Annotated in this window: 11 protein-coding genes; 9 read left to right on the forward strand and 2 right to left on the reverse strand. The window is 53.5% G+C overall.

What is annotated here, in order from left to right:
• Positions 1-73: 73 nt before the first annotated feature.
• Positions 74-1753, forward strand: coding sequence for a ribonuclease J (locus tag ACKQTC_RS01000; RefSeq protein ID WP_408976653.1), 1680 nt, complete (start codon positions 74-76; stop codon positions 1751-1753).
• A gap of 51 nt (positions 1754-1804) precedes the next feature.
• Here ACKQTC_RS01000 and ACKQTC_RS01005 read toward each other — a convergent pair whose 3' ends face one another.
• Together ACKQTC_RS01005 and mutY are read right to left on the reverse strand one after the other, a co-directional pair.
• Positions 1805-2983, reverse strand: a complete 1179-nt coding sequence (locus ACKQTC_RS01005; RefSeq protein WP_408976574.1) for an LCP family protein — start codon at positions 2981-2983, stop codon at positions 1805-1807.
• An 8-nt stretch (positions 2984-2991) separates the two neighbouring features.
• Positions 2992-4050, reverse strand: a complete 1059-nt coding sequence (gene mutY / locus ACKQTC_RS01010) for an A/G-specific adenine glycosylase (protein WP_408976575.1) — start codon at positions 4048-4050, stop codon at positions 2992-2994.
• 665 nt (positions 4051-4715) lie between these two features.
• Here mutY and ACKQTC_RS01015 point away from each other — a divergent pair.
• From ACKQTC_RS01015 to ACKQTC_RS01050, 8 genes are all read left to right on the forward strand, one after another.
• A complete protein-coding gene (locus tag ACKQTC_RS01015; RefSeq protein WP_408976576.1) occupies positions 4716-6122 on the forward strand; it encodes an alanine/glycine:cation symporter family protein in 1407 nt (468 codons plus the stop codon).
• A gap of 125 nt (positions 6123-6247) precedes the next feature.
• Positions 6248-6826 (forward strand): DJ-1 family glyoxalase III, encoded by a 579-nt coding sequence (locus ACKQTC_RS01020; protein ID WP_408976577.1) that lies wholly within the window; start codon positions 6248-6250, stop codon positions 6824-6826.
• Between the two features lie 5 nt (positions 6827-6831).
• On the forward strand, positions 6832-8685 hold the full coding sequence (locus tag ACKQTC_RS01025; protein ID WP_408976578.1) for a penicillin-binding transpeptidase domain-containing protein: 1854 nt from the start codon (positions 6832-6834) through the stop codon (positions 8683-8685).
• A gap of 257 nt (positions 8686-8942) precedes the next feature.
• The gene (locus ACKQTC_RS01030) at positions 8943-9230 is read left to right on the forward strand and encodes a FeoA family protein (protein WP_408976579.1); all 288 of its coding nucleotides are present in this window, start codon (positions 8943-8945) and stop codon (positions 9228-9230) included.
• Positions 9231-9247: 17 nt separating this feature from the next.
• Positions 9248-9481, forward strand: a complete 234-nt coding sequence (locus ACKQTC_RS01035) for a FeoA family protein (RefSeq protein WP_408976580.1) — start codon at positions 9248-9250, stop codon at positions 9479-9481.
• Between the two features lie 79 nt (positions 9482-9560).
• The gene (gene feoB / locus ACKQTC_RS01040) at positions 9561-11573 is read left to right on the forward strand and encodes a ferrous iron transport protein B (RefSeq protein ID WP_408976581.1); all 2013 of its coding nucleotides are present in this window, start codon (positions 9561-9563) and stop codon (positions 11571-11573) included.
• 35 nt (positions 11574-11608) lie between these two features.
• Complete coding sequence (locus ACKQTC_RS01045; protein WP_408976582.1) at positions 11609-11785, forward strand: FeoB-associated Cys-rich membrane protein; 177 nt, start codon at positions 11609-11611, stop codon at positions 11783-11785.
• A gap of 125 nt (positions 11786-11910) precedes the next feature.
• Positions 11911-12165, forward strand: coding sequence for a hypothetical protein (locus ACKQTC_RS01050; protein ID WP_408976583.1), 255 nt, complete (start codon positions 11911-11913; stop codon positions 12163-12165).
• The last annotated feature ends 76 nt before the right edge of the window (positions 12166-12241 follow it).

Below are 12241 nucleotides of genomic sequence, written 5' to 3' on the forward strand. Positions count from 1 at the left end.
CTGCTAAATTGATTATAATATGACTAGCTGAAAATCCGGTCGGCAAAATAAAAAATAAAGAGGAGGTTTCATTATTTCAAAATCTAAAAAACAAGATGGCGTACAGATTATTCCCTTGGGCGGACTAGAAGAAATTGGGAAAAATATGACTGTCATCGAATATAAAGACGAGATTATCCTAATTGACTCCGGCATGGCCTTCCCAGATGAAGATCTTCTGGGGGTAGACGTGGTTATCCCGGACATCACCTACCTGGTGAACAACCGGGACAAGGTCAAGGGGATTGTCCTCACCCATGGTCACGAGGACCACATCGGGGCCCTGCCCTATGTGTTACGCGACCTGCCGGTGCCCGTTTACGGCACTCGGCTGACCATTGGGATGGTTGAGCGTAAGTTAAAAGAGGCCCGGGGCCTGGGTAAGCAACGGTTAGTGGTTGTCAAGCCCGGCGAGGCCTTTAAAGTTGGCAGCTTTAAGGTGGACATGATCCACACCTGCCACTCTATTCCCGATGCGGTGGCCCTGGCCATCCATACCCCCCTGGGGATTGTCTTCCATACAGGGGACTTTAAATTTGACCAAACCCCGGTGGACGGCCGGGCAACAGACTTCCAGCGGATTGCTGAAGTTTGTTCCCAAGGGGTCCTGGTCATGATGAGTGACTCGACCAATGTCATGCGGCCGGGCTATTCCACCTCGGAATCGGCCATTGGGGAGACCTTTGAAAAGCTCTTCCCCCATGTCAAAGGGCGGATTATCCTGGCAACCTTTGCCTCGAATGTCCACCGGGTCCAACAGGTCCTGAATGTGGCTGCAGCCAACAAAAGAAAGGTGGCCATTACCGGGCGGTCCATGCTCAATAACGTCACGGTTTCCAGTGAGCTGGGCTACCTCAAGGTGCCTCCCAATACCCTCATCGAAATGGATGAAATGAGCCGGTATCCTGATGACCAGCTGGTGATCTTAACCACCGGTAGCCAAGGGGAGCCCATGGCAGCCCTGTCCCGGATGGCCAATAGCGAGCACCGGCAAGTCCGGATTAAACCCGGGGATACGGTTCTTTTTTCCGCCAATCCTATTCCCGGGAATGAAAAACTCGTCAGTAATGTCATTGATATGCTCTGTAAACTGGGGGCAGATGTCATCTCTGGCAAGGATGCCAATGTCCACACCTCCGGCCACGCCTGCCGGGAGGAATTAAAAATGATGCTGAACTTGGTCAAGCCCAAGTACTTCATGCCGGTCCACGGTGAATTCCGGATGCTGGAACACCATGCCAAACTGGCTGAAGAAGTCGGCATTCCGTCTAAAAATATTATCGTGACCGAAATTGGTGCAGTGGTGACGGCCAATAAAAACCGGATTGCCCAAACAGGGAAGGTCCCTGCCGGGCGCGTCCTCATTGATGGGCTGGGCGTCGGTGATGTAGGCAATATTGTCCTCCGTGACCGTAAACAGCTCTCCCAAGATGGGATCCTTATTGTGGTGGCCACCATTAACCGCAAAAACCGCAAAATTATCGCCGGACCGGATATCGTTTCGCGTGGCTTTGTCTATGTACGCGAGGCAGATGAGCTGATGAATGAGGCTCGTCAACGGGTCAATAAGGCCCTAAACCAGTGTATGGCCGAAGGTACCACTGATTGGTCATCCATTAAGGGCAGCCTCCGGGATGCCCTGGGGAAATTCCTTTTTGAGAAAACCCGACGCCGGCCTATGATCCTGCCGGTCATCATGGAAGAAAATAACTAGCAAGCAAAAAAGCGTCCCTTTGGGGACGCTTTTCTTATTTTATAGGATTGCTTAGCCGGAAAAGGCCTCACCTTCGGCCGGGGCCGGTGCGGCGGCTGTCTGGTCAGGCGCCGGGCTGGACCAGGCCGATGCCTGGCCTTGGGCATGGGTAGCAGCCGGGGCGGCGTAGCCGGTTCCGGCGTAGGCCTGGGGCACTGTGGCGGGCTCTGTATAGGCGCCTTCATCTGCCGGGGCACTACTGGGGACATTGAGTTCCGGTGGGCCCTGGGTCTGGTCGCTACCATAGCCATAGCTGACCGGGGTTTGGTAGGCATAGTCTACCAGGCTCAACTCGTCCCCGGTCCAGGGGGTCCCCTTGGGATACTCCTTGTTCAGCATATTGATGATCCCTTCCCGGGAGGGGATGTAGTAGGAAATCTCATCAATATAATCCGGAGACCCGGGGAGCATAAACATCTTCAACTGGTCGCCGGTCAGGTCAATGTGCCGGAGCTGCTTGCCGAACCAGAGCATTTCAGACAGGGACATATCTGTATCCATGTCCTTGGAAACGACATTGGCCAGGGCCGGGAGCTTGGGCAGGGTGGATGGGTTAATGAGGGTCTTAGCCAGGGCCTTGAAGAAGATTTGCTGGGCCTGGATTCGGGATAAGTCCCCACCGGCATAGCCGGCCCGGTAACGGACAAAGCCCAGGGCCTTTTTCCCGTTTAAGACCTGGTCACCGGCCTTGATATTGATTTCCAGGTCCTGGTAGGGGTCTAAATAGTATAAGTCATTGGGGACCTTCATGGGCACGCCGCCTAAGGCGTCAATGGCCGCTTCAAAGCCCTCAAAGGTGGTGACCACATAGCGGTCAATGGCCAGGCCGGTGAGCATGGTGATTTCCTTTTTGGTCTGCTCGATGTCCGCCAAGTGGTGGTGGCTGTAGGCCGCATTGAGCTTAGGGATACCTCGGTCGGTCCGGCTCATGGTATCCCGGGGCAGGGAAAGGAGCTTAACCTGGCCCTTGGCGGCGTCAAAGGTTACCAGGACCATGACATCGGCATTTTCCAGGGTACCGTCTGTGCCGCAGAGTAAGATATTGTAGCTTTCATCACTTGAGAGGGGGTCTTCCTCGACCGGGGCTTCACTGGGGGCCTTGGGCAGGAAGGTATAGGCCGCGATGGCCAGGCCGGCAAAGACGGCCAGCACACATAAGAGCGCGACTAAAATAGACTTTAAGGTCTTCATGATGCCTCCTAAAAAGCAGTATCTTTATTAACTTGAGCCAGCCAGGGTGCAAAGGCACTGGGCAGGCTGAGCTCCTGGTTCAAGACCTCTCGGCTGACCCATTGGCCGCCTGCCAGGCATGGCGCCTGCTGGCAGGTGACCAGAAAGGCCTCCATCTGCCATTCCAAATGGGTAAAGAGGTGGGTGCTGGCCCCCAGATAAGCGGGCGCCTCCGGCGCAAAGCCCAGGTCATCTAAATGGGCCTGGACTGCCTGGGCGGATAGGTGCCCATCCAGCCGGGGAAATTCCCATAGGCCGGCCAGGAGTCCCTTGGCCGGGCGGCGCCGGACATACACCTTCTTATTATAGCGTAAAAGAAGTACTGTGTAGGTATGAATTTTGCGTTTGGCTTTTTTTCCCCGCCGGGGCAGGTCCTGGGTCCGGCCCCGGGCATGGGCCAGGCAGCCCGCCTGCCAGGGGCAGGAGGGGCAGCGGGGGCTCTTGGGAATACAGATGGTGGCGCCCAGGTCCATCAGGGCCTGGTTAAAGTCCCCGGGCCGGTGGGCCGGTACCAACCGGTCGGCCAGGGGGGTGTAGTGGGCCCGGCTCTTACTGGTATTAACCGGGGTCTCATCGGCGGTGAGCCGGCTTAAAATCCGCATGACATTTCCATCCACAGCCGGGGTCCGTTCCCCAAAGGCGATAGAGGCCACAGCCCCGGCGGTATAGGGGCCAATCCCCGGCAACTTAATCAGGTCCGCTGCCCGGTCCGGTAGTTCACCGGCTGTCTCCCGGACCATTTTTTCGGCAGCGGCCTTGAGGTGGCGGGCCCGGCTATAGTAGCCCAGCCCCTGCCAGAGTTTATTCAGCCGGTCCTGGTCCACAGCAGCCAGGGCCTGGACCGTCGGCAGCTCAGCCATAAAGCGTTCATAATATGGAATGACCGTCGCCACCTGGGTTTGCTGGAGCATAATCTCCGAGACCCAAATGCGGTAGGGGTCCGGACTTTCCCGCCAGGGGAGCTGGCGGCCATGCTGGTCATACCAGGTCAGGAGCCGGTCAACTAAATCTGGAATAGCTAAAGTCATAGGTCACTCCTCAAAATACGTGTCCTCCATATGGTAGACAGTTTTTGACCCTGTGTCAACTGGGTATGACAAGAAGGCAGGGACAGGTAAAAGCATAAAAAATTATAATGACAGAATTATATGCCCCTAAAGGCCTTTGATGAAAAATGATTTAGTGCTATAATGTACCTGTTGAGAAGAGAGCGCTTTGGCACCTTGAAGGAGGTTTGCGGTTGTTTTACTCAATGCATATTTTAAATACCCTAGCCTATCGTTTTGCCAGATTAAAAGCTGTAATGTTTTAATTAACCTGACATACTTACAACGCCCTACCGGAATGGAGGGCGTTTTTTTTTGCTTTATCCGCTCTAAATAGACAAATGATTATTATATATGGATGCAATTAAAAATACCAATGACGCCGTAAAAAGTCAATCCAGTGATCCTGTTTTATAGCTATAAAGTCTATATTGATGCAAAGAAAGGGTATTGTAAGTGATTAAACAAACGAATGAGTACAAGAAAATCATCCTGACTTGGAGAAAGTGAAAAAGGACACAATATAGGGACAAAAGACCACTTGACAAGGACATTCCCATCTGTCAAAATACGCCTAACAAAGAATTGTTCGAACATTCTTTATATATTTCATTGGGGAAAGACAACTGTGCTAGGGGGAAGGGAAGATGGAATTATTAGTATTGATTAATAGTAAGATTGGTGCCTTTGTATGGGGCCCAATTATGTTGACGCTTTTATTAGGGACAGGCCTTTACCTGTCAATCCGGGGTGGCTTTATCCAGTTCCGCCACTTTGGCTTTGCCTTAAAAAAGACCCTGGGATCCCTCTTTGGGTCCAAAAAGGGACGGGAACGGGAGGCCCATAGCATTAGCCCCTTCCAGGCAGTCTCTACGGCCCTGGCCTCTACCGTCGGCACTGGGAATATTGTCGGCGTGGCAACGGCCATTACCCTTGGGGGGCCGGGGGCCGTCTTTTGGATGTGGGTATCCGCCCTCTTAGGGATGATGACCAAGTACTCGGAAATCGTCCTAGCGGTGAAGTTCCGTGAAAAGAACAAGCGGGGCGAGTATGTCGGTGGGCCCATGTACTATATCGCCAATGGCTTAAAACTCCCTTGGCTGGGCGCCTTATTTGCCCTTTTTGCGGCCTTTGCTTCTTTTGGGATCGGGAACATGACCCAGGCCAATTCCATTGCCGGGGCAGTGGAATCCTCCTTTGGTCTTAGCCCGACCATTACCGGGATTGTTTTAGCGGTCATTGTTGCTGTCGTTATCATCGGGGGAATCAACTCTATTGCCCGGGTCACAGAAATTATTGTACCAGGTATGGCCTTATTTTATATCAGCTTTTCGCTTATTGTTCTGGTCCTCCATGCCGCTTATATTCCGGAAGCCATTAAATTAATCTTCACCTGCGCCTTTGCCCCCCAATCCGTTTTAGGGGGCGGAGTAGGCTACACTCTACTCCTGGCCATCCGCTACGGGGTTGCCCGGGGGGTCTTCTCTAACGAGGCCGGCTTGGGGTCTGCACCGATTGCCCATGCGGCTTCTTCTACCAAGGAACCGGTCGAGCAGGGCCTGTGGGGAATTTTTGAAGTCTTCATTGACACCATTGTGGTCTGTTCCATGACAGCCCTGGTCATCTTAACGACCGTCGATAGCGCCGGCCGCTTTGTTTGGCAAGACCCTAACCTGGAAGGGGCTGCTCTGACCCTGACAGCCTTCAAACATGGCCTGCCCGGCAACTTTGGAGCCATTGGCCTGACCCTGGGCCTGACCCTCTTCGCTGTTTCAACCATTTTCGGTTGGTCCTACTATGGGGATAAGGCAGTCGAGTATCTCTTCCGGAAAACCCGGTTTACGGCCCAGGCCTCCTTGGTCTACCGACTCATCTTTGTCTGTGCCGTCTTCTTAGGGTCCATCGGTGGTCTCCACCTGGTATGGGATATTGCCGATACCTTAAACGGCCTCATGGCTATCCCCAACTTAATTGGGGTCCTGCTCCTGTCCGGCGTGGTTATTAAAGAGACCAAGTCCTACTTCCGCCGGGTGAAAAATGGGAGCCTGGATTAATTTTGAAAGGTGCCTTGTCTTAAGGCACCTTTTTTCTATCCGGGGCGGGGATAGATAGCTTTTTACCTGCTCTTTCGGTATAATTAGGACTGACAATGTATGAGATGAATAAGGAGGACAAGAAGATGGATAAACGTGTATGCGTATTACTGGCTCCCGGCTATGAGGAAGTGGAAGCCCTGACCCCGGTTGATTACCTGCGTCGGGCCGGCCTGGTGGTCGATGTGGTTTCTACGACCGAGGATATTGCTGTCGAAAGTTCCCACAAGGTCATTGTCCAGGCCGATACTTTTTTAGATGATATCCAGGCCAAGGACTACGCCCTGGTGGTCATTCCCGGCGGCCTGCCCGGGGCCCCTAACCTGGCGGCTAACCCCAAGGTGATTGATCTCCTTCAGGCTGTTTATGAGCAAGGGGACTATGTAGCAGCTCTCTGTGCCGGGCCGATTGTCTTAGAAAAGGCCGGTCTTTTAAAGGGTCGGGCCTGCACCTGCTTCCCGGGCGTCGAAGACAAACTTGAAAGCAAGGGGACCTTTAAGACCGATACTGTGGTCCGGGATGACCGGGTCATTACTTCTCGAGGCGCCGGGGCAGCCGGCTACTTCAGCCTGGCCCTCATTGAGGCCCTGGTCGGCCCGGAAAAGGTGGCAGAAGTGAAAAAAGCCGTTGTGATGGATATCGTTGAAGACAATCTCAGAGGCTAATATTAATGAAGCAAGTGTTAAAAAAAGTCACCCGTTCGCTTCTACCGGCCCTGGCCACCGGCCTGGTCCTGGCCGGGCTGACCCTGGGCCTGACCGCTTGTGGTGATGACCCGGCCGATGCGGCCATTGATGGCCTCATTGCCACCCTGCAAGAGGGGGACCCGGCCGCCATCCACGCCATCATGACCCCTAAGAGCCAGGCCAAGTACCCGGTGGAAACCATGGCCGACAGGCAAAACCATGTCCACCAGGCCCTGGCTGTGGATAAGGTTCTTTATAAGAATTTTAAGGAAGACCGCCGGGCCTCAACCGATGACCGCCGGGTCTATACCGGTAAGCTCGTCCTGGAAGGAGACTATGGCAGCCTGGAAAGAGACCTGGCCCTGACCTTTTTGCCCACCGGGTCTGAAGAAGCCCCCTGGCAACTGGAATGGAAGCCGGAAGTCCTTTTCCCGGGCCTCAAAGATGGCAATGACCTGGTCGTCAAAAGTAAGCCCGCCCACCGGGGCACCATCTATGACCGCAATGGGGTGGTCCTGGCTGAAGACGCAGAAGTGAGCCGAAGCTACCCCTATGGGGTCATTACCGCCCCGGCGCTGGGCTTTGTTCGGGCGGTGACCGAAAGCGAACAGGCTGCCGGCCACTTTAAAAAGTATCCCCTGGGTACGGAAGTGGGTCGGGCCGGCCTGGAAAAGGCCTATAACGACATCTTAAGCGGCCGGAACGGCATCCAGGTCACCCTATCCGATGACCCCAAGACCATCCTGGTGAAAACCGAACCGGAAGCGGGCCAGGACATCACCACCACCCTGGACATCCGGGCCCAGGAGGCCGCCTATAACCAGATCAACGGGGAGTTCGGCGCTGTTGTCGCCGCCAACCCGCAAAATGGCGATATGCTGGCCCTGGTTGACTCTCCCTCCTATGACCCCCACACCTGGCTGGATACCAACATGACCGATGACGACTACCAGAACGCTGTCAGCAACGGCCTGGCCCCCCTAAAGGGAGTCTACGCCATGGCCTTTACCCCCGGGTCCACCCAGAAGCTCTTTACGGCCGTCATTGGCCTCCATGACGGGGTCCTTACCCATGACAATGGCTATGAAATCTACGGAGAAACCTGGCAGCCCCCAGTGGGCTGGGGCGGTTATAAGGTCCGCCGGGTAACCCCCATTAACGGCTTTATCAACCTCCACCAGGCCCTCATCTCCTCCGACAATATTTTCTTTGCCAGAACCGGCCTGGACCTGGGTCCCCAGCGGTTGGTGGAAGGCTTGGAACACATGGGCTACGCCCAAAAGGTGCCCGGCAAACTGGCTGTAGAAACCAGCCAGGTCACCGAGCAGGGCTATATTGACCAGGACCATGAAACCGCCGTCGCCGATACCTCTTACGGCCAGTACCAGCTCCAGATGACCCCCTACCAGATGACCATGACCTACGGTCTCCTGGCCAACGGGGGCAAAATCATGGTCCCACGGCTCCTTTTAAATGAAGAAAGTCAGGTCTGGATCGACAACCTGGCCAGCGCTGAAGACCTAGCCTACCTCAACAAGGCCTTGCGCCAGGCCGTCACCATCACCCACCCGGTGGCAAACCGGTCCTATGCGGCCATGACCGGGAAGACAGGGACCGCTGAAGTTGGTCCGAAAGGCAGCATTAACCTGGGTTGGTTCTCCGGCTATGATCAAAATAACCCGGATTTAATGATGACCGTTATGATCAATAATGTCCAAAACCGGGGCGGGAGTGACGTGAACTGTGCCTACTTTGGCCGGATCATGGATACCCTATACGCCGATGGCCCTTATAGCCCGGATATCCCCAAAGCAAGCGATAAAAAAGAAAAAGAATAGCCCTCAAGCATCTGCCACCACCGGCCCTAAACCAGGTCGGTGGCTTTTTATGTCAAGGTCAGAACCAGGCCAGGTCAGGGGTCTGTAAAATAATTTTATTAAATGTCGCTAACTCTGGTTGACATTAAATGTTATTAATGTTAAATTAGGTATGTTATCAGCAGGCAACTAACTGATATCAAAAAATGTTTACCGGGTAATGATTTATCCGTTGGAGTTGTCACTTAGGTGGCGGCATAATAGTCAGGAGGACAATTATGAGTTTTGTACAAGGTGCAGCAGAAGGCAGCCTTCCCGCATCGACATCTGCCAGCCTGAAGGGTATGCGGATGCCCTTGCTGCAAGTTCAACGCGGTGAAACCGTTCGCGTGGTTAAAATCGGGGGTAAAGACGCCACCCGACGCCACCTAACAGAACTGGGTTTTACCCCGGATGCAGAAGTGACCGTTGTTTCACAGGCCAATGGCCATTTTATTTGCGAAGTCAAAGGTGTGCGTGTCGGTATTGATACGGAATTGGCCGGCCGCATCACTGTCATTGCTTAAGAAAAGGAGTGAGGGCTGTGGGAGAAACCCGCACCTTAAAAGATCTGCAAGTCGGTGACCAAGTGATGATTTCTAAAATCACCGGCGAAGGGGCCGTCCGTCGTCGCCTCATGGATATGGGCCTGACACGGGGCACCCAAGTGTACGTGCGTAAGGTAGCCCCCCTGGGTGACCCTATTGAAGTCACCATTCGTGGCTACGAGCTATCTTTACGTAAGGATGAGGCTGAGCATGTAGAGGTCGACGGTTAGACCGGTCGGCCTTTTCTAAACGGATCGAATTAGCCAATGCTTATTAAAAATGGGTATAAAAGAAAAAGGAGGGTATATTTTGTTAACCATTGCATTAGCCGGTAACCCTAACAGTGGGAAAACCAGCTTATTTAATGCCTTGACCGGCGCTAAGCAACACGTCGGCAACTGGCCCGGGGTTACTGTTGAACAGAAAACCGGCCAGCTCAAGCGCCATAATGACGTTGAAATTGTCGACTTACCGGGGATTTATTCCCTGTCACCGTATTCTCCGGAAGAAGTCGTCTCTCGGAATTATATTATTAATGAACACCCGGATGTTCTGGTGAATATTATTGATGCCACCAACCTGGAACGGAACCTCTACCTGACCACCCAGCTCTTGGAAACCGGGGCCCCCTGTGTCCTGGCCTTGAACATGATGGACCTGGTGAGAAAGCGGGGTATTAACATTGACCCCAAGAAGCTCTCCCAGGCCTTCGGCGGCGTACCGGTTGTAGAAATATCCGCCCTGGAAAACACCGGGATTGACCAACTGGTTGAAACCGTCCTGGCAACCGCTAAAAAAGAAGAGTACAAGGACCGGTCCTTTAAGTACAGCCCTGCCATTGAAGAAGTCCTCAATAAAATTGAAGACCTGGCCGGCCTGACCGGCCCCTCAGCCCGCTACTATGCCATCAAGTTTTTCGAAAACGACGAAAAAATTGACCAAGACTACCCCCTGGCCCCGGCCATCCGCCAGGAAATCCGCGGCCTGGTAGACCGGCTAGAAGAGGCAGAGGACAATGACGCCGAGACCCTGATTTCCAACGGCCGGTATGACTATATCAGCCACTTTATCCATGGTGTTATGGAGCGGCCCCACCAAAAGGATAAGCTTAGCACCTCCGATAAAATTGACGCCATCGTGACCAACCGAATCCTGGCCCTGCCTATTTTCGCCCTGGTCATCTATGCCGTCTACTTCGTTTCCATTCAAACCATTGGTGGCTGGTCCCAGGACTGGGTCGGCGACGGCTTCGGTGCCTTGGCCGAATGGGTCAATGGTCAGCTCTCCGGCTTGGGTGTCAATGACCAGCTTATCGCTCTCATCTGCGATGGTATCATTGGCGGTGTTGGCGCCGTCCTTACCTTCGTCCCCCAGTTAATGATTCTTTACTTCTTCCTGTCCTTCCTGGAAGGCTGCGGGTACATGAGCCGGATTGCCTTCATCATGGACCGGATTTTCCGTCGCTTCGGTTTATCCGGGAAATCCTTTATTCCCTTCCTAATGGCCACCGGTTGTGGGGTACCGGCGATTATGAGTACCCGGACCATTGAAAATGAACGGGACCGCCGGATGACCATCATGGTTACCACCTTTATGCCCTGCGGTGCCAAGCTCCCGGTTATTGCCCTGTTTGCCGGCGCCTTCTTCCCGGACAACTCCTTTATTGCTCCGGCTTGTTACTTCCTCGGTATTGCTGCCATTATCATCAGCTGCATGATCTTGAAGGCCACCTCCCTCTTCAAGGGTGACCCGGCCCCCTTCATCATCGAGCTGCCGGAATACCGGATGCCGAAATTCATCAACCTCATCTTTATGATGTGGGAAAAGGCTAAAGTATTTATCTATAAAGCCGGGACCATCATCTTCATCTGTGTGGTCGTTATCTGGTTCTTATCCAGCTACAACTTCCACCTCCAAGCTGTTGATACAGACCAATCCATCTTAGCTACCCTGGGTGGCTTTGTAGCTCCGATTTTTGCCCCCCTCGGCTGGGGGACCTGGCAGGCCACTGCCGGCGCTGTATCCGGCTTGGTTGCTAAAGAAAACCTGGTTTCCACCCTCGGCGTTCTCTTCAGTCATATTGAAGAAGCCGACGAAACGAGCGCACCTCTTCTGCAACAGGTTGCTCAACACTTCACCCCCGCTGCCGGTTTAAGTTATTTGGTCTTTAACCTCTTATGCGCCCCCTGCTTTGCAGCAATCGGTGCTATTAAGCGGGAAATGATGAGCAGCAAATGGACCTTAATTGCCATTGCTTATCAGACCATCTTTGCTTACGTTATTGCGCTCTTGGTCTATCAAATCGGTCGGTTCTTCCTATAAGCCGTGCCGGTTAGACCGGAAAAGGAGATGAACCTATGTTTGCTGTGACAGCACCTACCCTAGTTACCCTGGTGGTTTTGCTGGCCGTCATTGGCGGCGTCCTCTACAAAATCAAGAAGGATAAAAAGGGCGGCTGTGGCTGCTCAGGGTGCTCTAGTTGTGGCGGTAGTTGTCCGTCCACACCCGCAGACCGACAAGATTCGCACAAATAACCTGACCATCCTTTCTCATAAGAGACCGGCGATATGCCGGTCTTTTTTTATGCTGCAAGGGCCCTTTTTTATTCCCTTGGCGCCGGTCATATGGTATGCTAAGGGCATAGAAAGGCGGTCAACCAATGAAAAAAGTCATGGCTACTACACTCATCATCCTCTTTGCCGTCGTCGCCGGCGGCTGCCAAGAATTGGATAACCTCCAGGCCCAGTATGAGCGGAACCGGGCCCAAAGCCACCGGGAAGACGTCCTGCGTGAGCAACAAAATGATCGGGAAGACCTTCAGACAGAGGGAGAGGCCCAGGAAGGGGTCAAACAACCCTGGCAGGTGGCCCCGGAAGAGACCTCCCAGGCTGAACCCCCCGCTGCTGAAGGCTAAGGTCTGCCCTATTAGGCCATAAAAAAGGCTGTGTCAGAATGATTTTACTCATTCTGACACAGCCTTTTTTCTTTTT

This window comes from Peptococcus simiae (assembly GCF_046097595.1).
GTDB classification, from domain to species: domain Bacteria; phylum Bacillota; class Peptococcia; order Peptococcales; family Peptococcaceae; genus Peptococcus; species Peptococcus simiae.